The organism is Azospirillum palustre, from assembly GCF_002573965.1.
Taxonomy (GTDB): Bacteria; Pseudomonadota; Alphaproteobacteria; order Azospirillales; family Azospirillaceae; genus Azospirillum; species Azospirillum palustre.
Genome location: NZ_PDKW01000041.1, coordinates 129,199 through 152,106 on the forward strand (window position 1 = coordinate 129,199; position 22,908 = coordinate 152,106).

15 protein-coding genes, 1 tRNA gene and 3 pseudogenes are annotated in these 22,908 nt (G+C 69.9%); 7 read left to right on the plus strand and 12 right to left on the minus strand.

The window, feature by feature from the left end; genetic code table 11:
* Positions 1 to 155 precede the first annotated feature (155 nt).
* The gene (locus tag CRT60_RS14380; RefSeq protein WP_098737119.1) at positions 156 to 1,529 is read left to right on the plus strand and encodes a tetratricopeptide repeat protein; all 1,374 of its coding nucleotides are present in this window, start codon (positions 156 to 158) and stop codon (positions 1,527 to 1,529) included.
* Here CRT60_RS14380 and CRT60_RS14385 read toward each other — a convergent pair.
* Positions 1,510 to 5,391 (minus strand): tetratricopeptide repeat protein, encoded by a 3,882-nt coding sequence (locus tag CRT60_RS14385; RefSeq protein ID WP_161958055.1) that lies wholly within the window; start codon positions 5,389 to 5,391, stop codon positions 1,510 to 1,512. The two genes, CRT60_RS14380 and CRT60_RS14385, sit on opposite strands and share 20 nt — an antisense overlap.
* Before the next feature lie 143 nt (positions 5,392 to 5,534).
* Here CRT60_RS14385 and CRT60_RS14390 point away from each other — a divergent pair, with 143 nt between their 5' ends.
* Positions 5,535 to 6,701, plus strand: coding sequence for a glycosyltransferase family 4 protein (locus CRT60_RS14390; protein ID WP_098737860.1), 1,167 nt, complete (start codon positions 5,535 to 5,537; stop codon positions 6,699 to 6,701).
* A 177-nt stretch (positions 6,702 to 6,878) separates the two neighbouring features.
* Entirely contained in the window at positions 6,879 to 7,331 is a 453-nt protein-coding gene (locus CRT60_RS14395) for a Rid family hydrolase (RefSeq protein ID WP_204561920.1), read from the plus strand.
* 3 nt (positions 7,332 to 7,334) lie between these two features.
* Here CRT60_RS14395 and CRT60_RS14400 read toward each other — a convergent pair whose 3' ends face one another.
* From CRT60_RS14400 to CRT60_RS14440, 9 genes are all read right to left on the minus strand, one after another.
* A complete protein-coding gene (locus tag CRT60_RS14400) occupies positions 7,335 to 8,627 on the minus strand; it encodes an amidase (protein ID WP_098737122.1) in 1,293 nt (430 codons plus the stop codon).
* Positions 8,628 to 8,737: 110 nt separating this feature from the next.
* Positions 8,738 to 9,436, minus strand: a complete 699-nt coding sequence (locus tag CRT60_RS14405) for an RraA family protein (protein WP_098737123.1) — start codon at positions 9,434 to 9,436, stop codon at positions 8,738 to 8,740.
* Positions 9,437 to 9,456: 20 nt separating this feature from the next.
* Positions 9,457 to 10,257, minus strand: a complete 801-nt coding sequence (locus tag CRT60_RS14410; protein WP_098737124.1) for an SDR family oxidoreductase — start codon at positions 10,255 to 10,257, stop codon at positions 9,457 to 9,459.
* Between the two features lie 44 nt (positions 10,258 to 10,301).
* Positions 10,302 to 11,159 (minus strand): aspartate dehydrogenase, encoded by an 858-nt coding sequence (locus CRT60_RS14415; protein ID WP_098737125.1) that lies wholly within the window; start codon positions 11,157 to 11,159, stop codon positions 10,302 to 10,304.
* Between the two features lie 67 nt (positions 11,160 to 11,226).
* Positions 11,227 to 12,120, minus strand: a complete 894-nt coding sequence (locus CRT60_RS14420) for a polysaccharide deacetylase family protein (RefSeq protein ID WP_098737126.1) — start codon at positions 12,118 to 12,120, stop codon at positions 11,227 to 11,229.
* A gap of 28 nt (positions 12,121 to 12,148) precedes the next feature.
* Positions 12,149 to 13,111 (minus strand): substrate-binding domain-containing protein, encoded by a 963-nt coding sequence (locus tag CRT60_RS14425; protein ID WP_098737127.1) that lies wholly within the window; start codon positions 13,109 to 13,111, stop codon positions 12,149 to 12,151.
* On the minus strand, positions 13,108 to 14,115 hold the full coding sequence (locus CRT60_RS14430; protein WP_098737128.1) for an ABC transporter permease: 1,008 nt from the start codon (positions 14,113 to 14,115) through the stop codon (positions 13,108 to 13,110). Before CRT60_RS14430 ends, CRT60_RS14425 begins: the two co-directional genes overlap by 4 nt.
* Entirely contained in the window at positions 14,112 to 15,116 is a 1,005-nt protein-coding gene (locus CRT60_RS14435; RefSeq protein WP_098737129.1) for an ABC transporter permease, read from the minus strand. The genes CRT60_RS14430 and CRT60_RS14435 overlap by 4 nt, the downstream gene beginning before the upstream one ends.
* Positions 15,113 to 16,666, minus strand: coding sequence for a sugar ABC transporter ATP-binding protein (locus tag CRT60_RS14440; protein WP_098737130.1), 1,554 nt, complete (start codon positions 16,664 to 16,666; stop codon positions 15,113 to 15,115). The genes CRT60_RS14435 and CRT60_RS14440 overlap by 4 nt, the downstream gene beginning before the upstream one ends.
* A 139-nt stretch (positions 16,667 to 16,805) precedes the next feature.
* Here CRT60_RS14440 and CRT60_RS14445 point away from each other — a divergent pair, with 139 nt between their 5' ends.
* The 4 genes and pseudogenes from CRT60_RS14445 to CRT60_RS14460 form a co-directional block, all read left to right on the plus strand.
* Positions 16,806 to 17,825: a LysR substrate-binding domain-containing protein gene (locus CRT60_RS14445; RefSeq protein ID WP_161958057.1), complete on the plus strand. Its 1,020-nt coding sequence runs from the start codon at positions 16,806 to 16,808 to the stop codon at positions 17,823 to 17,825.
* Positions 17,826 to 17,908: 83 nt separating this feature from the next.
* Positions 17,909 to 18,076 (plus strand): annotated as a pseudogene (locus tag CRT60_RS14450) (IS3 family transposase); the annotation flags it as partial.
* Positions 18,077 to 18,198: 122 nt separating this feature from the next.
* A pseudogene (locus tag CRT60_RS14455) lies at positions 18,199 to 19,507 on the plus strand (IS701 family transposase).
* Positions 19,508 to 19,641: 134 nt separating this feature from the next.
* Positions 19,642 to 20,164: pseudogene (locus CRT60_RS14460) on the plus strand (transposase); the annotation flags it as partial.
* Positions 20,165 to 20,453: 289 nt separating this feature from the next.
* Here the strand turns inward: CRT60_RS14460 and CRT60_RS14465 are convergent.
* Positions 20,454 to 20,527 (minus strand) — tRNA-Gln (locus CRT60_RS14465).
* Positions 20,528 to 20,683: 156 nt separating this feature from the next.
* On the minus strand, positions 20,684 to 22,873 hold the full coding sequence (gene malQ, locus CRT60_RS14470; RefSeq protein WP_098737132.1) for a 4-alpha-glucanotransferase: 2,190 nt from the start codon (positions 22,871 to 22,873) through the stop codon (positions 20,684 to 20,686).
* Positions 22,874 to 22,908: the final 35 nt, after the last annotated feature.

Sequence of the window (22,908 nt, forward strand, 5' to 3'; positions counted from 1 at the left end):
CCTGCGCGATGACCGTATCCTCGCCTGCCCGCATCGCCCTTCGCAAAAGCCTACGACCTTCATGCCGGTGGTGGCGGGTGCTATGATGCAGGGTTTACCGCCCCAATGGTTGCATCGCACATGTATTTAACGCCGGCCCCCTCGGCCTTCAAGCCATGATCGGAACGGATGACGCCGATAAGGCGCCCGGCGACGACGACCGCCTCCGCAAGGCCGCGGAGGCGGCGCTCGACGCCAATCCTTCCAATGCTGAGGCGTGGAGCATCCTGGGCATGTCCCTGCGCCGCGCCGGAAGACTGGCGGAGGCCATCGCCTGCCACCGCCGCGGTCTGGAGCATGCGCCCGGGAAGGGCGGCATCTGGAGCAACCTCGGCAATGCGCTGACCGAAGCCGGCCGCCTTGCCGAAGGGGTCGCGGCGCAGGAGGAGGCAGTCCGGCGCGCGCCGCGCGACCGGACGGTTCTGTTCAACCGCGCGGTCGCGCTGCGCAAGGCGGGGCTGTATGCCGAAGCCCTGGCTGCAATAGACCGCGCGGTCACCGAAAACGGCGGACCGACGGCGCTGCTGCGGTGGGAACGGGCGCTGACGCGGCTGCAGATCGGCGACTATGTGCACGGCTTCGACGATTACGAGGCGCGAAAGCAGATTCCCTCCTATCTCGCGCGCGCCCCTTCGGCCCCGTCATGGAACGGGCAGCCATTGGACGGGCGCCGCGTCTTCGTGACGGCCGAGCAGGGCTTCGGCGATTCCCTGCTGGTGGCCCGCTATCTGCCGATGGTCAGGCAGGCCGGCGGTCGGCCGATCTACGAATGCCATGCGGAATTGCGGCGGGTGTTGTCCGGCCTTGCCCCTGACGAGTGGAGGCCGTGGGGAGCGCCCGCGCCGGACTGCGATGTCGAGGTGTCGCAAATGACCCTGCCGATGCTGTTCGGCACGACGCTCGCCTCCGTGCCGCCCCCGGTGGCGCTCACCGTCCCAGCGGACGCCCGCGGGAAAGCGGCGCGGCTGCTGGGGGAACGGGAACCGGGAACGCTGCGCGTCGGCATCGTCTGGGCGGGCCGGTCCAGCTTCGCCGACAATGCGTGGCGCGCCACGACGCTGATGCCGTTCCTGCGCCTCGCCGAAATTCCGGGTGTGCGGCTCTACAGCCTTCAGAAGGGACCCCAGGAGGCCGAGTTGGACGCGCTCGGCCCGGCAGGCCGGCTGGTGGTGCCGCTCGGCCCCCATCTGGAGGATTTCGCCGACACCGCGGCGATGATCGAGCGGCTGGATCTGGTCATCATGACGGACAGCGCCGTGGCGCATCTGGCCGGCTCGCTCGGCACCCCCATCTGGAACCTCGTGCAGCACGTCCCCTACTGGATCTATGGCTTCACCGGCGAGCGCACGCCCTGGTATCCGTCGATGCGGCTGTTCCGCCAGGGGCCGGAACTGGATTGGGCGCCCGTCTTCGCAAGCGTCCGCGCGGCTCTGCACGACGAGGTCGGGCGGCGCACCGCGCAGGGCGCCCTCACCGCGGGGCTTCCCTGACCGCCCGCTGCAATGCGGTGCGCAGCGCGGCCACGACGTCGCTCCAGTCACCCGCGCGCGCCTGCCGGAACAGCCGCATGGTCGGATACCAGGGACTGTCGGTCCGCTCCAGCATCCATCGCCACTCGGACTCCGCGCGCAAGATGGTCCAGACCGGCCGCCCCAGCGCCCCGGCAAGATGGGCGACCGCACTGTCCACGGAGATGACCAGATCGAGCTGCGCCATCACAGCCGCGGTATCGGCGAGGTCGTCCAACCGGTCGCCGACATCATGGAAGCCTGCGGGAAGCCGGCCGCCCAACTGCTCCAGATCCGCCCGCCCGCCGCCCTTCTGAAGGGAGACGAAGGCGATGCCGGGAAGGTCGAGGAGCGGCAACAGAGGCTTCAAACCCGGCGAGCGCTTCGCATCGTTGGGAAGGTCGGCGTTACCGGCCCAGACCAGCCCGACGCGCAGCCCCACCCGCGCCGGCCCCAGCCGGTCGCGCCAAATCGCGACGAGGGCGGGTTCGGCGGCAAGGTAAGGCACCTCCGCCGGGACCGTGGCGAGGGTCGTGCCAAGGAGATGCGGCAGGCTCATCAGGGCCGCATGACCATCATGCTCCGGTGTCGGCGCGGAATGCCCGACCACCGTCGCCACGCCCGGCAACGTGGCGAGGAGCCGTACCAGCGCGTCCCGGCACTGTACGATCACATGGGCGCCGCGTCGCGCAAGCAGCGGCGCGTAGCGGGCGAACTGAATCGCATCGCCGAGCCCCTGCTCGTCGTGCAGAAGGATACGGTACCCATCGGGAGCGCCGCCGCCCCAAGGCGGCGTCGGCAGGCCGCGCGCCTCCGCCTGCCCATCGGCCAGCCGGGTGCGCCACTCATAGGCGCGGAACCCCGGCGCCAGATCGCCCCGCATCAGCAGACAGGTTGCCAGGAGCGTGTGGGCTCCGGGGTCCTCGGGCCGCTGCGCGACGAGGCGGCGGCACGCGGCCTCCGCGTCGTCCAACCGGTGCAGGCTGCGCAGGACCAGGGCACGGTTCATCAGCGTCTCGGCATGGTCCGGCTCCAGGACCATCGCACGCGACAGGGCGTCGAACGCCGCCTCGTCCCCTCCGACCCGCATCGACAGGGCGAGGCCCAGATTGTTCAGCAGGCCGGCATCGGCCGGCATCAGCGCCAGCGCGCGACGGCCGACCGCCACCGCCCGTTCGTGAAGGCCGAGATTTTTCAACGCGACCGCGAGGTTGCCGTAGGCGCGATGCTCCTCCGGCTCGCGGCGGACAAGGTCCATCAGGACCGCCACTCCCGCCTCGTACCGGCGGAGCAGCAGCAGGCTGCGGGCGAGCTTGAAAAGGTGGAAGCTCCCCTCGGGGTCCAACCGGGTGCAGCAGCGCAGGGGTTGGAGCGCCTCGGCTGTCGCGTTCCGGGCGAGCAGCCGCTCGGCAAGCGCGTGGAAGGCTTCGATGTGGGTTGGGTCGAGGGCTGCGGCCCGGCGCCAGAGCGCCTCGGCCGCCATGCCGTCCCCCTCCCTCTCCCGCGCCCGGCCGTTCTCGATCAGGGTCTCCGGCGCCGGTTCCGCCTGCGGGGCGATCCAGCCGAGATGGCGGAAGCGGGCGAGCGTTTCCCGGATGCGCGCCGGATAGCGCCCGTCGATGGGCACGCGGCGAAGGCCCGTCCAAACGCCGGGCAAGACGCCGTCGTCGAAGCGGCCGGTGGCGTAGAAACGGTCGAGGCGTGCTTGGTTGGCCTGCGGGTCGCGGTCGAAGCCGGCCATCATCTCACGGTGGGCGAAAGCCTCCAGCTTTGCGCGGAAACGAGCGGCACCCCCCATCCAGGTGAAATGCCACCCGGCATCCGGGATGACCCGCCCGATCCCCTGCTTGGCCAGATAGCGGGCGCGGTTCGCACCGATGCGGCGGATCAGCTCCCAGGGCGCGGCGGCCACCGAAATCCACGGGTCGGGCGCCTTGAGGTCGAGGAAATAGAGGAAGATGTCGAGATGCGGGGCGAAAAGCGTGGCGCTCGTGCCTGCTCCACCGCCTGCGCCCTCGTCCGCCTCCCACCGCAGCCGCTCGACGACCGGCGCGCGCAGGATCTCGTCGGCGTCGGAGATGAGGATCATGTCGCTGGGCCGGCAATCCCCCAGGCCGCGCAGGATCGCGTCCCTCTGGTATGCCTCGCGGTTCCAGGCGAAGCCGCCCGGGTCCTCGGTAACGACGACATGGACGATCTTGTCGGCATAGGCTGCGAAGCGCGCCCGGTTGTCGGCGTAATACAGCGGCTTGGCCGCGCCGGCATGGGTATGGGTCGCCTCGACCAGGACGAAGCGGTCCACCACCGGGTAGAGTTCCGCCAGCCGGACCTCCAGCAGATCCAGCTCGTTGTAGAACTGGAAGCAGTCGAAGACCCGTCGCCCGCCGGGCGGCGGCGGAGACGGCTGCGGCAATTCGGGCAGCGCCGTCCGGTAGGCCAACCAGGCGTCATAGCCCCGCAGGGCCGACCAGAGGCCGGTGCGCGCCTCCTCATCGTTGTGATCGAGGTGCAGCGAACGCTCCACCAGCTCGATCATCCGGCGCGCCTCCGCACGCCAGACCGGGTCGGCCAACCGCCGGTCGCCTCCCGAATTCAGATGAGTGCCCAAAGCCTCCATGAGCTGCTGTTGGGCAGAGACGATCTTGGCGGTGATCGCTGGGGCGCCCCCTGCCGAAACGGGCGGCAGGGAAACCGGTGCCAGAGAAACCGGCGCCGCGGAGGCCGGCGCCAGCAATTCCTTGAACCAGTCCATCCAGCCCCGCGCCCGCACCTCCCAGATCGTCCCGGCGTTCGCGTGTTCGACCTGGGCACGGAGCCGCCGGCCGACGCCGGTGGGATCGTCCCGCAGGTCCCGCAGGGCGGCCACCGCCGCCTCGGCATAGCGCCATGCGTGCTCCTGCGGATCCTGCGGCACCGGTATGAGACGCGCGAACCCGGCACCGCTTTCCGGCAGGGCGCCCAATTGGCTCGACACCACGAGGCAGCCGGCTGCCAGCGCCTCCAGCACGGCGATGCAGGAGGTCTCGGCAAAGCGGTTGAGATAGGCAAGGCAGGTCGCCTCCCGCATCGCTCCCGCCAATTCCACTTGGCCGAGGCCGCCGAGATACTCCACCCCTTCGGTCTCGCGACAGCGCTGGTACAGGGCGGTGAAGGGGTCCTGCCCGGCGGAGACCTGATAAGCTTCCAGGCTCGAACACACGCGCAGCCGGGTTCCCGGAATCGCCGCCCGGATCAGCGGGAAGCTGTCGAGCAGCACGTCGAGACCACGGAACGGCGTGCTGGTGTAGGTCAGAATCGGCGGCCAGGCCTTCGCCGCCAGGATGTCCTCGTCCGGCCCGAACAGGGTGGCGAAGGCCGGCGCGATCCCATTGCGCATCACCCGGCAGACGGTCGGATCGAAAGGGAAGGCGTTCAGATACCCGTCCATCTGCCATTGGCTGACGAAGGCGATGCCGTCCAGGCAGTCGCGCAGGCCGGCGTCGGCCAGGTTGGCCACGGCCGGCTGGTCGATGGCGTGCTGCGTCCAAAGGATCAGTTTGCACCCGCCGCCCAGCGTGGCGCGCAGACGCAGCAGAAACTCCCGGTCGCACCCGTTCAGGAACACCACGACGTGAAAGTCGCACAGATCCTCGAGGCGGACCGAAGCGATGGGCAGGCAGCGCACCCCGCGCACGGTGACGGCCGCGCGCGTGCCGTTGACCAGCGTGACCGCATGGCCGGCGGCGGCCAGCGCCTCGGTCAGGTAGCAGAGCGCCGATTGCGATCCGCCGAGCGGCCGATGACGCGGCGTCGCGGGAGTGTAATCGCCTCCCGCCGGGTCTATGAATGCGATCTTGACGGTCATGCCTTGAAGGTCGAGAGGAGCCGGCGCTAAATAACGGGCCGGCCGGATGCCGACACTTCCTGCTGCATAGCACCAGTCCCCACCGGGAAGGTCAACCGGCATCTGCACCGTGCGTCGAAAGGGTGGGCGTCGAAAGGCTGTGCGTGGAACAGAACATTGCCTTGACTTGGCAGCTTTCGGAAATTCATGGCTGGGGTCTGGTCGGCGTGCATACGGCGCTTTGCCTGTTGGACCGGGGCCGCCCGCCGCTGTTGCTGGAACAGCCGCTGCTGGCCACGCTGCGGCCGGAGAACCGGGAAAGAGTGACGGCCCTGCTTGCCGGGTATGAGCGCATCGGCGCCATCGCCGGTCGGGTCGGGGACAGGGTGGTGGTCATCGAAGGCTGGACGCTGCTGCATGCGCTGGCCAACGGTTTCACCGAAGGGCCGACATCCGCGCGCTTCCGCGGCAGCCGCAATGTCGGCGTGATCGCCTTCGAGGACAGCCGGTTCGACGCCGCCACGCTGGAGCGGGCACGCCGCTACGACAAGCTCGTGGTGCATTCAACTTACAACCGGGATTTGCTTCTGGAGCAGGGACTCCCGGAGGTCGACTGCGCTTTCCAGGGCATCGATCCGGGTGAGTGTCCTGCGCTGCCTCCCACCGGCCGGTTCGGTGACCGCTTCGTCATCTTCTCCGGCGGCAAGCTGGAGTTCCGCAAGGGCCAGGACATCGTGTTGGCTGCCTTCCGCCAGTTCCACCAGCGCCACCCCGAAGCGCTGCTGGTCACCGCGTGGCACAATCACTGGCCGCACACCTCCAAAACGGTCGCCGAATCCCCGCTGACGCCCGTACCCCCGATGATCGGCGAAAACGGCAAGCTGCGGATCGTGGAGTGGGCGATGGCGCATGGCGTGCCTCCGGAGGGCTTCGTCGACATGGGCTTCCTCCCGAGGCATCGGATCGCGGCGATCATGGCCGATTGTCACGCCGCCGTTTTCCCCAACCGCTGCGAGGGCGCCACCAACCTTGTCGCCATGGAAGCGATGGCCTGCGGTGTGCCGGTGATCCTGTCGGCCAACACCGGGCATCTCGACCTGATCCGTGAGGACAATTGCCTGGCTCTCCGCAACCAGACTCCAGTCTTCGACCCCACCGGCGCACGCCGCGGCTGGGGCGAATCCGCTGTCGACGAGGTAATCGAACAGTTGGAGAGCATCTATACCGACAGCGCGGCCGCGCGGGTTCGCGCCGGGACGGGCCGGACCTTCATGCACGGCGAGCGGACCTGGCGCAACTTTGCCAACTCTTTCATCCAAGCTGCCGGCTGAGCCGTCGTGGGGCGTTACCAGGCTTGCGGCAAGGCACCATGCTGCGGCGGCCCGCCACTGGACTCAGGATGCATGAATCCTTCTCATGCATGCAGGCCGGATAAATCGTTTGTCGGAAACCGGCCGGATGCGGAGGTTTGGGCCGAGATTTTGGCATCGACGATTGGAGGCATTGCCTTGGCAAACGGAATTGAACGCTACCCGCTGGATGAGTCCTCGCCCTACCGGACCCAGTTCCTGGAATCGGTGCGGGTGCCGGTCGATGGTACCGAGTTCCTGATGCTGAGCGGGCTGACACCGCCGGTCATCGACGGCTCCGTTCCGAGCGACCGGGTCGAGGCCTATGGCGACACGGAAATGCAGACCCGCAACATCCTGACGCAGCTGAAAGCCACGCTGGAACGACGCGGCTATGGCCTGAACGACGTGGTCAAGGTCCAGGCCTTCCTGGTCGGCGATGCGCGGATGGGCGGGCGGGCCGATTTCCAGGGCTATTCCCGCGCCTACGCCGAAGTGTTCGGCACCGCCGGGACTCCGAACATTCCGGTGCGCACCCGTGTGCAGGTGGCCGGGCTGGTGGAGCCGGGCTGGCTGGTGGAGATCGAGGCGATGGCCGCCAAAGCGGGGTGAGGGTCAGAGCGGCATTCCGCCGAACCGCTCGGCGATGGCCAGGACCAGATCATCCGCGCCCGGCCGTCCGACGATCTGGACCCCCACCGGCATCCCGTTGCGGTCGCGCCCGGCCGGCAGCGCCAGCGCCGGCAGGCCGAGCAGGCTGAAAGGGCGGTTGAAGCGCAGGAAAGCCAGGGTGGTGGCGCCGGCAACGGTCACGTCGTCGTCGTCGACCCCATCCAGACGCGGAGCCGGTCCGCCGATCACCGGACAGAGCAGGACGTCCGCCGCCGCGAAAGCACCCTCGATCACCGCCGCCCGATGGGCCTCGCGGTCGCGCAATGCCTGATCGTAGGCATCGCGCCCCACCTCGGCCGCCGCGACCAGACGCCGCCGTACCGCCGCCGGATACCAGTCCGGACGCTCGGCCAGCGCGGTCCGGTGCAAAGCCGACGCCTCGAACGAGGTGATGGTCCCGGCGCAGGCGTTCAGCGCGTCGAGCGGCGGCAGGGCGACCTCGGCCGCCAGCGCCCCGCCCTCGGTCATCCGGCACAGGACGGACCGGATGGCCGCGGCGACCTCCGGATCAACGCCGGTGCGGAGCCATTCCACCGGCAGGCCAATACGCGGAGGGGCGATGCCCGGATCCTGTTGCCCTATGGGAACCGGATCGCGCAGCACCGAGAACACCGCGCGCAGCAGAGCGGGATCGCGGGCGATGAGGCCGATGACGTCCTGCGACGGCGACAGCGGCGCGATGCCGGGATCGCTGACGGCTCCGGCCGTCGGCTTGAAGCCGAGAACGCCGCACAGGGCGGCCGGGATGCGCACCGATCCACCGGTGTCGGTGCCGAGCGCGAAGGGCACGATGCCGGCCGCGACCGCCGCCGCCGACCCGCTCGACGATCCGCCGACGGCGAACCGCGCATCCACCGGGTTCAGCACCCGTCCGAAATAGGGGTTGAGACCGGTGGCGGCGTAGCAGTGCGGGTCGAGGTTCAGCGCCCCGATGGCGATGGCTCCGGCCGCCGCCAGACGGTCGAGCGCCACGCTGGTCCGCGCCCCGCCCCAGCGGTAGCCGTGCCCGACTCCCACGGTCGGCTGCCGCCCGGCGGTGACGAACACGTCCTTGTGGGCGAAAGGCAGACCCCAGGGCGCCGGTCGCGGACCGTCCGCAGATTCCGCCGATAAAGCCTGCGCCCGCTGCTCCGCGTCGGGGAACAGCTCGATGAAGGCGTTGAGCCGGCTGGCGCGCGCCGCGGCGAGGGCGGTCGCGACGGTTTGAGCAGGGTCGCGGTGAGACGCGGCGGTCATGCTGGGGCCCTTTCAACACTGGTGTCGCGGTGCGGGAGATGGCGGCGTCCACCGATATCCCGGAGCGGCCCCGTCTCCGGCAGGCGGAAACGGGGCCGCCCGGCGGGGCGTCAGACGTGGCCGTAGCGTTCCAGCGCCTGCGCCAGGGTCAGGCCGTTCGACAGCTCCTCGCGGATGCGGATCTCGGTCGCGGTCAGCGCCTCCGACTCCGCCAGCACCTTCGGAACGATGGCCGCCGGGATGGCGAGCGCGCCGTCCTCGTCGGCCAGGATGAAGTCGCCCGGCTCGATCCGCACCCGCTCCACCGTGGCCCCGCGCAGGAAGACCGGAACCTGCCAGGCGTTGACCTTCCAGCGGCCGATCGACTGCACCGGCGTGCGGTAGCGGGCATAGACCGGGAAGCCGTGATGGCCGAGCCAGCGCACGTCGCGGATGCCGCCGTCGACCAGCGCGCCGGTGCTGCCGCGCTCCTTCATGCCGATGGCGATCAGCTCGCCGAAATAGCAGATGCCGTCGCCGTCGCCGCTCCACACCGACACCTCGCCGGGCGACAGCCCCTGGCATGCCGCCATCTTGTCGGCGTCGCCGCCCAGCGGATAGGGCGTCATCTGGCCGCGGATGGTATAGGCCCAGCCGGCCAGCCGCCCGGCGGTGGCGGGATAGGGCATGAACTCCGCCGCCAGCCCCTGGTCGGGCCAGCCCATCACGTCGAGCACGTCGGCGACGTTGGAGGTGTCGACGGCCAGGAAGCGGGTGCGGATGTCCTCGCGCTCTGCGGCGGAGAGAACGGTGTCGGTGCTGCTGCTCATGCTGGGGATCCTTGGGACTGTCAGATGCTGGGGATGTAGCCGCCGTCCACCCGCAGGGTGGAGCCGGTGACGTAGGCGGCGCGCTCGCTGGCCAGGAAGGCGACGGCGTCGGCGTATTCGCGGGGCTCGCCGTAGCGGGCCATCGGGATGGCGGCGGTGCTCTCGGCGACGATGTCGGCGACCTGCCGCCCTTCGCGGGCCGCCTTGCTCTCGTCCAGGAAGCGGATGCGGTCGGTGGCGATGCGGCCGGGCAGGACGACGTTGACGGTCACGCCGTCGGCCGCCACCTCGCGGGCCAGCGACTTGGACCAGCCGACCAGGGACAGGCGCAGCGCGTTGGACAGCGCAAGGTTAGGGATAGGCGCCACGACGCCCGACGAGGCGCTGGTGACGATCCGGCCCCAGCGCCGCGTCCGCATGCCGGGCAGCACCCGGTCGGTGATGCGGATGACCGACAGCACCATCGCCTCGAACTGCGCCGACCAGATCTTCGGATCGACGCCGCTGGCCGGCGACGGCGGCGGGCCGCCGGTGTTGTTGACCAGGATGTCGATTCCGCCGAACCGCTCCTCGGCCAGGGCGACGTTGCGGTCGGTGGCGGCAGAGTCGCCGAGATCCCAGACAATGGGGAGGCAGGGTGCGGCGGTTCCGGCGCCAACAGTGTCGGTGAGGATGGCGCTGGTGGCGGCCAGCGACGGCGCGTCGCGGTCGGCGATGACGAGGTTGGCGCCTTCGCGCGCCAGACCCAGGGCGATGGCGCGGCCGAGCCCGCCCCCGGCGCCCAGCACCAGCGCGGTGCGGCCGGAAAGTCCGAGATCCATGACGAATCCCCCTTCTGTTTTTGATTTTCTGAAAAGGACGGCGCTCAGGAGCCGACGCGCAGCGGCGCACGCAGCTTGCGCAGATAGGCCAGGACCGACAGGGCGGTGATGCGGCCGGTCTTCGGGTTGTCGGTCGGGATGTTCTCGATCGCCATGGTGAAGGTCGCCGAGTCCGCCTCGACCTCGATGCGGTGGGTGTTGCGCTCCAGCGCCGGGTCGGCCCAGATCTCCAGCGTCGTGCGGTCGGGGCCGATGCCGGCCAGCGACAGCGCCACCGCCACGTTCAGGTTGGCCGGGAAGCCGACCGCCGCCTCGCGCGGGGTGCCGTGGAAGATGCGCAACGGGCCGGTGATGTCCTCGATTGCGATGCCGTTCTCGACCAGATAGGGGGCGCCGACCAGCCCGCGCACCGGCTTGCGCGTCACCATGCGTACGGCGCGGATTTCCCCCTCCGCCGCCGCCGTCACCGCGTCGAGCCCGAGCAGCGCCCCGGTCGGCACGACGATCTGCCCGCCATGGGCGCGGGCGGTTGCGACCAGCCCCTCGTTGGCCAGCAGGGCGCCGGAGCTGAGCACCACCGCGGTCTTGCCGGCGCGGAGGAACGGCTCGACGATGGACGGAAGCAGCGCTGCGGGGGCGCATTCGACAACGAGATCGGCGAGCGGCTCCAGCTCGGCGATGTCCACCACCGGCACCGGGCGGGCCAGGGCGGACAGGCGGTCCACCGCCGCCGTCCTGTCGCGGGCCGAGACGGCGGTCAGGACGCAGCCGTCGAGCCCCTCGTCGAGCGCCTCGACGATCTTCAGCCCGACGGCGCCGAGGCCGGCAACGGCGACCCGCAGCGGGGGCAGAGCGCGGGCATGCGCCGGGGTTTGGGACAGCCCAAGGGGCGTCTCAGTCATGATGGAACCTTTCGGATGGGAGCCGGCCCGACGGAGGGCCAGCGTCAGGAACGGGTAAGGGACCGGTTCAGGGGGTGGTGGTCGCCGGCGGCGGCATCAGACCGGCGAAATGGTCGGCGATCTGGCCGGCGGTGGCGAACCACACCTCGTCGCGATGGGCTTCGAGATGCTCCAGCACCCGGCGGAACTGCTTGATGCGGAAGGGCTGGCCGACGATGAAGCTGTGGATGGTGATGCCGTAGGCGAGCGGCTGGTCCTTCGACTGGCGCAGCATCTCGTCGAAATTGTCGATGGCCATGTCGGCGAAGGCCGGCGCCGTGCCGTCATGCAGCACCACCATCGGCACGTCGTTCACCTCGTGCGGATAGGGCACGCTCAGCAGCGGCCCGCCGGTGGTCCGCATCCACACCGGCTGGTCGTCCATCGGCCAGTCCAGCGTGTAGCGGTAGCCGGCTTCGGCCAGCAGATCCTCGGTGTTGGCGCTGGGGTGGGCGCCGGGGCTCATCCAGCCGGCGGGGGACTTGCCCTCGTGGCGGCGGATGGCCTCGGTCGCCTCGGCGATCAGGCTGCGCTCCTCATCCAGGCCCATGCCGTTCTGGTGCTCGCCGTTGGTGCGGCCATGGGCGACGATCTCGTCGCCGCGCTGGCGCAGCGCCGCGACCAGTTCCGGGCAATGCTCGTAGCATTCGGTGTTGAGCAGCACCGTCAGCGGCAGGCGGTGGGCGTCGAACAGGTCGATCAGCCGCCAGCCGCCGACCCGGTTGCCGTATTCCCGCCATGCCCAATTGTAGCTGTTGGGATGGCTCAGCCCCGGCGAATAGGGCAGGCCGAGGCCGCTGCCGTAGGGGAAATGCTCGACGCAGAGCGCCACATAGACGGCCAGCCGCTTGCCCCCCGGCCAGGAGAAGTCGGGACGGTCGGTGATGGCGGAATAAGGGAAGCGGTTGTGGGAGGGGAGCATCGCTTGTCCTGCCTTCGGTTCGATATGGTCAGGGCCGGTAATCGGCCGGGGCGACGACCGAGCTTAGATCGACCTCGCCCAGCGTGTCAGAGGTGACGAGCAGCGCCGGCAGCACGACCTTGGCCTCGACCGGCTTCTTCGCGGCGGCGGCCAGCGCCTGGGTGAAGGCGGCGCGGCCCTGCGCCACCACCTGCTGGATGGAGGTGCAGGCCAGCTCGCGGTCCTTCAGCAGCTGCTGCGCCGTCGGGCTGAAGTTGGAGGCCGAGATCCGCACCGCCGGCATGCGCCCGGCCGCCTTCATCGCGGCGACCACGCCGGCCGCCATGTCGTCGGTGGCGGCATAGACGCCCTTCAGCTCGGGGAAGCGCTGGGTCCAGTCCTCCGCCGTGGTCAGGGCGGCGTTGCGGTTGTCGGCCAGCCGGGATTCGGCGACGACCGTCACCCCCGGCGCCTCCTTCGCCAGCGTCTCGCGGAAGCCCTTGGCCCGCAGGTCGGACCAGGCCTGCCCGGTCGGTCCCGCCATCATCGCCACCTCGCCCTTGCCGCCGATGGCCTGGGCCAGACAGCGCGCCTGGAGACGGCCCATGTCGTAATGGTCGGCGCTGACCGTCGCGCTAAGCCGGTCGCTGTTGGGCGGCGAGGAGATGCCGACCACCGGAATGCCGCGGCCGACCGCCTGCTCCACCACTGCCCGCACCGCGTCGCCGTTGGTCGCGCCGATGATGATGGCGGCGACGCCGCGCTGGGCCAGATCCTGGATCTGGGCGATCTGTTGGCTGGTGTTGGCGTCGCCGCCGGCGTTCAGCTTGACCAGCGTGACGCCGGCGGCCTTGGCCTCCTGCTCCGCCCCGTAGACGGCGGAGATCCAGAAGGACGAGGCGAGGTTGGGGATGGCGAAGCCGATGGCCTTGTCCTGTGCCAGGACCGGCGCGGTGGAGAGCAGAAGAAGGGCGGCGAGGCTTCCGGCGAAGCGGATCGGGGAGCGGGTCATGTCCGTGTCCTTGATTGGGAGGGGAAGGACGGCAGAGAGCGCAGAAGCGTTTCGAGAAGGCCGGAGGCGATGATGACCACCCCGACGGCGATCTGGGCGACGAAGGGCGAGACGCCCTGAAGGTTGAGGCCGGTCAGCAGCACCTGGATGAAGGCGGCCCCGGTCACGACGGCGGCCACGCTGGCGATGCCGCCGCTGAGCGCGGTCCCGCCGATGACCGCGGCGGCGATGGCCTGAAGCTCCATCCCCGCCCCCTCGGTCGGCAGGCCGGAGCCGGCGCGGACCGTCATGAGCACCCCGGCGAAACCGGCAAACAGGCCGCACAGGCCATAGGCCCAGAGCTGGACGCGCCGGGTGTCGACGCCGACCAGCGCCACCGCCTCGGGGTTCGAGCCGGCCATCAGGATGCGCCGGCCGGCGAGGCTGCGGCCGACCAGCAGGGCGGCCCCGACCGCCAGGACCAGCGCCGCCCAGCTGGAGGCGGGGAGGACCGGCATCGGCTCGAAGCCGAGACGGGTCACCGCGCCGGCCGCGTCGAGCGGCACCACCTGCCCGTCGCCGGTGATCAGCAGCGACAGGCCGCGCACCGCGATCAGGCTGCCCAGCGTGGCGACCACCGGCTGGAGGCCGAGCGTGCCGACCAGGGCGCCGTTGACCAGCCCGCAGAGCAGCCCGGCCAGCGCCCCGGCGGACAGCCCGGGCAGGCCCCAGCCATTGCAGGCCATCGCCGCGCAGACGCTGGACAGGGCGGCGACGGCGCCGACCGAGATGTCGAAGCCCCGGGTCGCCAGCACGAACATCTGTCCGATGGCGAGCAGGGCGAGAACCCAGACCTGCGCCCCGATGTTGGCGGCGTTGCCCAGGCTGAGGAAGCGTGGCGCGATGGCCGCGAACACCGCCACCGCCAGGATCAGGCAGAGCGGCGCGACCCGGAAGGGGATGGGAAGGACGGAACCGGCGGCGCGCAGGCCATCGACGGAGCGGCGCAGGAGATTGACGCTCATGACCGGTCCTCCTCCGACTGGCGGGCCGGCCGGACCGGCAGCAGCAGGAGCAGCCGGGGCGCCTGCTGGAGCATCACCGCGCCAAGGATCACGGCGGCGATCATCAGTTGCTGATAGGCGACGGGCAGGTTCAGCAGCACCACCGCGTTGTTCAGCATGGCGATGACCAGCACGCCGCACAGGGTCTGCACCGCCCTGCCCTGCCCGCCGGCCAGCGGGATGCCGCCGACGGCGCAGGCCGCGATGGTCTCGAACGGCAGGTTGGGCGCGAGGCCGGGCTGACCGGAAGCGACCCGGCTGGTCAGGATGACGGCGGCAAGGGCGCAGAAGGCGCCGGCCAGCAGATAGCCCGCCAGCACCGACCGCCACACCGTGATTCCGGACAGCCGCGCCGCCGTGCCGTTGGCGCCGACGAGGTACCAGAGCCGGCCGGCGCGGGTGTGGGCGAGCAGGAGGTGCAGCAGGACGAAGCTTGCCGCCGCCGCCAGGATCGGCACCGGGATGCCGACGACCCGGCCGCGCGCCGGCCAGGAGAAGGCGTCGCTCGGCGGCGCGTCGATCGGCAGGCCGCCGGCCAGAACCGCCGCCCCGCCACCGGCCACCATCAGCATGCCGAGCGTGACGAGGAAGGGCGGCAGGGAAAAACGCGCGACCAGCGTGCCGTTGACGAGACCGACCAGCAGCACCGCCGCCGCGCCGGCCGCGAAGCCGCCCGCCACCCCGGCGGACGGCAGGGCCAGCACCGTCACCACGCTGGCCAGCGCCGCCGACGCGCCGAAGGAGAACTCGATCCCGCCGAGGATCAACACGATGGTCTGGCCGCAGGCGGCGATGCCGAGGATGGAACCGACCCGCAGCAAATTCTCCAGATTGCCGGCGCTGGCGAAGCGCGGCACCGCCAAAGCGAAGACGCAGAACAGCAGCAGGACGACCCAGACGGCGGCGGGCGGGTTGAGACGGCCGGAGAAGCGGCGCGGCCGGGCGCCGGTCAGGGCCATCATGCCGCCCTCCGGCCGGCCAGCCGGTCCATCAGGGCGGCGCGGCCGGTGCCGCGCGGCAGTTCGCCGTCGAGGCTGCCGTGCCGCACGACCAGGATGCGGTGCGAAAGGGCCATGACCTCGTCGAGGTCGCTGGAGGCGATGACGACGGCGACGCCCCGGCCAGCGGCCTCGACCAGCGCGTCGTGGATGGTCTCGCGCGCGGCGATGTCGACGCCCCGCGTCGGTTCCAGCACCACCAGGACCCGCAGGTCTGGCACCGCCAGATTGCGCGACAGCAGCAGCTTCTGCTGGTTGCCGCCGCTGAAGCCGGCGGCCGGCCGCTCCGGCTGGAAGGGGTGCAGGTTCAGCCGGCGCAGCCAGGGCATCAGCGCCGCCGCCTCGCCGCCCGGCCGCAGCAGCCCGCCGCGCGAGAACAGCGCGACGGTCGAGGAGGAGGCGTTCTGGAGCGCCGCCAGCGGGCCGAACAGCCCCTCGGCATGGCGGTCGGCCGGAACATAGCCGACCCCGGCGGCGACGGCCCGTGCGCGGTCGCCCGCCGGCAGCGTCTCCCCCCGCACCGCAAGCGTGCCGGCGGCGACCGGCCGGGCCCCCGCCAGCGCCGCCGCCAGTTCCAAGGCGCCCGAACCGACCAGCCCGGCCAGCCCGACGATCTCGCCCGCCCGCACGGTGATGTCGGCGGGCCGCGTGGCGATGCCGGCCGCCGGCCCGAGCATCAGTCCGGTCGCGATCAGCATTGGGGCGCCCGGCTGCGGCAACGCGCGCTCGCCGGACTCCACCATGTCGCCCAGCATGGCGCGGACCAGCTCGGCACGGCTGAGCGAGGCCAGCGGCTCGGCGTCGATCACCGCGACGCCGTCGCGCAGGACGGTGACGTCGTCGGCCAGCGCCTCGATCTCGTCGAACTTGTGGCTGATGAAAAGGACCGCGGTACCCTCCGCGCACAGACGGCGGACCACGCCGAACAGCCGGTCGGTCTCGTCATGGGTCAGGGCGGCGGTCGGCTCGTCCAGCACCAGCAGCGTGCAGCGCTGCCCCAGCCCGCGGGCGATCTCCACCAGCTGGCGCTCGCCGACCGACAGCCGCTCGACCGGAAGGTCGAGGTCGCAGTCGAGGCCGACCGCGTCCAGCCAGGCCCGCGCCGTGGCGCGCGGCACCAGGGCCGGCCGGGCGCGCAGCCCCGCCGCACCCGCGATGGCGAAGGCCGACAGGTTCTCCAGCACCGACAGATGGGGGAACAGGCTGAGATGCTGGTAGATCGGGATCACTCCGGCGGCAATCGCCTGCCGCACCCCGGCGAAGCGGGTCGGAACGCCGTTCAGCGCGATCCGCCCGCGGTCGGGCTGGATGGCGCCGACGACGATCTTCACCAGCGTGCTCTTGCCGGCGCCGTTCTCGCCAAGAAGCGCATGGACCTTTCCCGGCCGCAGCCGCAACGAAGCGTTGCGGAGCGCACAGGTCGCCCCGTAATTCTTGGCAATGCCGCTGACTTCGAGCGTCCAAATCTTACCGGGATCGCCCCTTGTCTGTCGTGTGATGGCTGTTCGTGTCACGGTAACCCTCGCGCTTGCCCTGTTTCTTTTGAACTCTGACGGTTCAGTGACAGGAAGCCTGCCGGAGGATACCGGACCTCACAAACGACTTGTTCGGCCCCTATGCATGACCTAGGCTCATCCATGGGAGGCCATGCCAATGCCGAAACGACCGCTGCCGCCGCTCAACACCCTGCGCGGGTTCGACGCCGCCGCGCGGCACCTCTCCTTCACGCTGGCGGCCGACGAGCTGCACCTGACCCAGGGCGCGATCAGCCGGCAGGTGCGCGACCTCGAACTGGCGCTGGACTGCCAGCTGTTCCGCCGCATGACCCGGCGCATCGAACTGACGCCGGAGGGGGAGGATTTCGCCCGCACCGTCCGCGATTGTCTGGGTGAGTTGGAGCGCTCGGCGCAGCGGATCGGCCGGTCGCGGACGATGCGCACGCTGACCATCTCGATCCTGCCGACCATCGCGTCGCTGTGGCTGATGCCGCGCCTGCATCTGTTCACGCAGGCCAACCCCGGCGTCGAGGTGCGGATCATCTCGTCCATCGAGCCATCGAACCTGCTGGCGCACGAGGCCGACATCGCGATCCGCGTCGGTCGCATTCCGGGCCGCCGCTATGAGCGCGGGCAGCCGCGCATCGACCTGGACATGGTGACGAGCTGGGACGGCGTGCAGGCGGACGAGCTGTTCCCCGACATCCTCCGCCCGGCCTGCGCACCGGAGCTTGCAGGCGAAGCGGTGCTGGAGGACGGGCGGCCGCTGGTGCGCCTGCCGCTGATCCACACCTCCAGCCGCCGGCACGCTTGGCCGGACTGGCTGAAGGCGACCGGCGGGCAAGCCATGGCCGGAACCGGCGCGGAGCTGGAGTTCGGCCATTTCTTCATGTCGCTGGACGCCGCCCGCCAGGGCCGCGGGATAGCCATCGTGCCCGACATCCTGCTGGCGCAGTACGACCGCCGCGCCGAACTGGTGATGCCGCTGCCATCCGAGCTGCGCAGTGCCGGCGAATATTACCTGCTGATCCACGAAAGCCGGCTGGACGATCCCCGGACGCAGGCTTTCCGCGGCTGGATCCTCGCGGAAGCCCGCAAGGCGCGCGATGGGTTGACGTCCTCGGTCGATCCGGGAGTCAGCCCTATTCCTTCGCAGCTTTCCGATCTTCAGCGCTGAAACCATACCTCCTGACGGATCGATCTGCGGTGGACCGCGCCAGGTTTGTTTGAGGCCCCGTCTCTTGAGAGGCTGGAGTCGACATGACGAAGCAAGCACCACCCAAATACGCCCCTGGAATGCGCCAGTGCGCGATTCGGATGGCGTTCGAACACGAAGGCGAACACGCGTCGCGGTGGGCGGCGATCACTTCGATTGCGGCGAAGATCGGCTGTACGGCAGAGACGCTGCGGGGCCGGGTCCGGCAGGCCGGGCAAGGCCGATCCGGCCAACCGCTACAGCGTGGGCGCCTAGTTCTACTGTGTCACAAAATCTGGAATGGGACAGAGGTTCGTTGTAATAAGGGGATTCATGCGTCGTTCAGAGAGGCGGTATGGCTCCCCTTGGCACGGCAGACGCCATCGAATCACGGTTCGCGGCGTATGTCGAGCGCTTGGCGCCGGCTTTGGGTCACGCTGATCGCGGGGCGCCGTTTCGTGCCTATTGTACCGGATTGATCCTTCCCGGCGACCGCAAGAGCGTCGAGCCGATGGCGGCGCGGGTGGAGCCGGGACGTGTCGGCGCCGCCCACCAGTCCTTGCACCATTTTGTTGCCAAGGCGGCCTGGGACGATGCCGCTGTGCTGGCCGGGGTGCGCGATCTGGTTTTGCGGGCGCTGTTGAAACGTGGCCCAATCCGCGCCTGGATCATCGACGACACTGGCATGCCGAAGAAGGGGCGCCATTCCGTTGACGTGACGCACCAGTACTGCGGCCAGATCGGCAAGCAGGACAATTGTCAGGTCGCCGTGTCGCTGTCGCTGGCACCCGAACACGCCAGCCTTCCCGTCGCCTTCCGGCTGTACCTACCGGGGACATGGGCCGGCGACGCGGAGCGCCGGGCACGGACCGGCGTCCCGGACGGGGTCCTCTTCCAGACCAAGCCCGCCATCGTGCTGGACCAGATCCGCATGGCCATGACGGCGGGGCTGCCGCCGGGCGTGGTCCTGATGGACGCAGGCTACGGCAACGACACCGCCCTGCGCGAAGGCGTGACCGCGCTGGGGCTGGCTTACGTCGCCGGGGTCCAGTCCTCGCTGACCGTCTGGCCGCCCGGCGTGGAACCACTGCCGCCCAAGCCGTGGAGCGGCAAGGGGCGGCCGCCGAAGCTTCCGCGACGCGCCCTCGGACACGAGCCCGTGTCGGTGAAGGCTCTGGCCGAAAGGCTGGCGCCGGACGCTTGGCGTTCCGTCACTTGGCGGGAAGGCACGAACGCGCCGCTCGCCTCCCGTTTCGCCGCCGTCCGCGTCCACCCGGCGCATCGCGATGAGGAACGGTCGGAACGCCGGCCGGAGGAATGGCTGCTGATCGAGTGGCCGGAGGGTGAAAGAGGAGTCGACCAAATATTGGTTGTCGACGCTGCCGGAGACAATGCCGCTCGACGCCCTGGTCGAGACCGCCAAGTCGCGGTGGCGCATCGAACGCGATTACCTCGAACTCAAACAGGAACTCGGCCTCGGCCATTCCGAGGGCCGAGGATGGCGTGGATTCCATCACCACGCGACCCTGTGCATCGCCGCCTACGGATTCCTGATCAGGGAACGGGCGGCGTTTCCCCCCTCAGGACCACCTCGCTCCGGGCGCCTCCAAGCGCCTGACCTTCCCGAAAGCTTCCGACCCCGCGGGGCCGCCGCCGCGCCCTGAGCGCCACGTCCCGACGTCCATCGCGACCTTGCGCATCGCAATCGCCAGAACTCTTCAGCGATGTCCATGCTGCCATCAATTGCACACTTTATGACACAGTAGAACTAGCAGGCTGCGGAAAAAGGCTATGCCCCAACGAGACCCATGCCTCGACCAGCGATCCCGAGGCGCGGCTGTACCGTAAGGGCAACGGGCAGCTGGCGAAGCTGGCCTTCATGGGCCACGCCCTGATGGAGAACCGGAACGGCCCTGGTGGTGGATGTCCGGCTGACGGCAGCCACCGGCTTGGCCGAACGCGAGGCGGCGGTATCCATGGTCGAGACCATCCCCAGCCGCCACCGCATCACGGTGGGCGCCGACAAGGCTTACGATACCAAGGATTTCGTGGCAAACATGCGCGAGTTGGGCGTGGCTCCGCACGTCGGGCAGAACACGAGCAACCGCCGCTTGGCGATCGACGGCCGGACCACCCGCCACCCTGGCTATGCCGTGTCCTTGCGCATCCGCAAACGGATCGAGGAGCTGTTCGGCTGGATCAAGGGAGCTGGCTTGCGCAAAACGCGTCATCGCGGCACGGCCCGCGTCGGTTGGATGTTCACCCTGACCGCTGCCGCCTACAACCTGATCCGCCTGCCAAAACTGCTGGCGGCAGCATAATCACGCCCGGAGTCCGCCTGAACAGCGGCTCCGGGCATCTCGGAGCGCGAAAAGGCGCTCCATTCTGACAAAAACAGGCGTTGGAAACGCCATTCTCAAGCCTCAGCGGAGGCAAAAAGCCGAAATATGTTCGTTTTCCGCAGCCTGCTAGCTTCGCCACGCTCGGTCACTCCAGGTCGGCCGGGGTGCGCGATGTGCGACAACGTTGCGAGTCAGTTTTGCACACGCCCGACGTTGCGGGGTGCGCGCTGCCCGTAAGCTCTTGAAAGTTCTGGCCGTTTGGAGAGGTTGGTTGGGGGACTAGGATTCGAACCTAGGCTGGCGGAGTCAGAGTCCGCTGTCCTACCGCTAGACGATCCCCCAGACCGTCACCGGGGCGGCTCGTTCGCCGTGCCCCGTGGTGTGGGCGGGTTTATAGCGACCATGTGCCGGGCTGTGAAGAGCTTTTTTCACTTCGGATGCATTTTTTTCCAACCGCCGCCGCCGGCCCGGTTTTCCACAGGCCGGCGGCGGTTGTCGTCATCGCGGAACGATGCCGGTCATCGGGGCGACGATGTGGCGAAGCTCTTCGTCAGCCTCCAGTTCCTCCAGCTTGCGGGGAAGGCGGCGGCGCCAGTTGGGGTGCTGGTCCACTGTGCCGGGAAGGTTGGGCTGCTCGTCGTCGGCCAGCGCATCTTCGATCTGAACCATCACGATGCGGGATGGCGTGCGTGACAGATAGGCGTGGACAGCGGCAGACAGCTCGACGCGGAACGGCTGGTCGCCGTCCTCCGTGGGATAGCTGTCCGGGCGCAGCCCCTCCCGCGACAGGGCCTGCAACAGGCGCCAGCGGTCGACGCCGCGATCCCAGTGGTCCTTGTCGCGGCTGGCATCGTCGGGATAAAGGCCCAGCCGTTTGCGCCAGTCGAGGTCGCGGCCGGTCCAGAAGCCCTTGAAGGGTGCCAGATCATGGGTGCTGACCGTCGCCATCGAACCGGCCGGATACTCAGCGGGGGACTTGAAGCCGCCGTCGGCGGTGCGCTCGAAATAGAGCACGCGGTAGCTGAGAATGCCGGCCTGCTCCAGGGCCGGGCGGAAGCCGTCCGGCACGGTGCCCAAATCCTCGCCGATCACGACACACCGGTTGCGCCGGCTCTCCAGCGCCACGATGCGCAGCAGGTCGTGGAAGGGATAGGCGACATAGGCGCCGGGGCTGCCGTCCTCCGGGATCCAGAACAGGTGCTGCAACGCCATCACATGGTCGATGCGCAGCGCGGCGGCATGGCGCATGTTGGCGCGCAGAAGCTCGATGAAGGGGCGATAGGCGGACTCGCGCAGGCCCAGCGGCGACAGCGGCGCCAAGCCCCAGTTCTGTCCGTTCATGTTGAACTGGTCGGGCGGGGCTCCGACATTTGCGCCCTGCACCAGCATCGCCGGATCGGCCCAGGCGGAGCCGCCGCCGGGATGGACGGCAACGGCAAGGTCGCGGTAGAAGCCCATGGCGAGGCCGGCGGACCGCCCACGCGCCGCGGCCTCGCCCAGCTGGCGGTCGGCTTCGAACTGCGCCCAGGCGAAGAAATCGACGCGGCCGGCATGCGTTGCGGCGAAATCCGCCACCTCGGCGCTCTGCGGGTCCTGGAAGGCGGCCGGCCAGCTCCGCCACATCCACTGTGCGGAATCCTGGCGGAAGAAATGCTCGTGCAAGGCATCGAACAGGGCATGGCGGTCGAGCGCCTCCCCCATGTCCTGCCGGAAGGCGGCATAGGCGACCTTGCGCGGGTGGTCGTCGGAAAGGCTGCGGAAGCGGGCGTGCAGAGCCTCCAGCAGCGGCAGCTTCAGCGCGGCGACGGCGGGGTAGTCGACCAGCTCCGCCTGCCGGGCCGACGCCAGCGCCGTCTGGAAGGCGGGATCCGCAATCCGGGCCTGCAGATCGTCGGCACCGGCGAATTCGGGAACGGCGGCCGGGTCGATGTAGAGGATGTTGAGGAACTGGCGGCTGGACGGCGAATAGGGGCCGATGTGGTTGGGGTCCGCCGGGAACAGGGCGTGCAGCGGGTTCAGCCCGACCAGCCCGGCACCCAGCCGCCCGGCGACTTCGGCGAAGCCGGCGAGGTCGGCGAAATCGCCCATGCCCCAATCGTGCTCCGACCGCAGCGAATAGACCTGCAAGCCGATGCCCCAGCTGCGGCCGGCCGGCACCATCTCCTCCACCGTCACGCAGCGCTCGGGCGCCACGATCAGGGTGGTGGAACCCGACGGCCCCGGCCCGCCGGCAGCCTCGACATGCAGGTCCAGCCGGTGATAGCCGATGGGCAGGGACACCGGCAGCAAGGCGCCCAGCGCACGGCGCTCATAGGCCGTGTCGTCCAGAGCGGTGCGGTCGGTGACAGGCAGGTCGCGGACCGCGACGCGGCCGCCCTGGGCGGTTCCCCCCTCCGGCGTCAGCTCCCACACCAGCGCGGCCTCGTCCAGCCCGGCCGGCAGGGCCACCTCAAGACCGATCCCCTGCCCTTCCCCGCTGACCAGGACCGGCGGCAGCGGACGGCTCCAGGACCGGCGTTCGACCGTGCGCAGGCTGTCGGCGACCTCCCCGTCCGTGGCGGCCTGCAACCCCATGGCGGCGATCAGCGCCCGCTTGGTGGCGGCGGACGTCTCCCGCCGGTTGCCCCAGATGTCGTGATAGTGGGGTTCAAGTCCAAGCAGATCGGCCAGCCGGTCGAGATCACTCATGCAGGGTCCCCGCGGGTTGTACGGAAGGAAGGGTG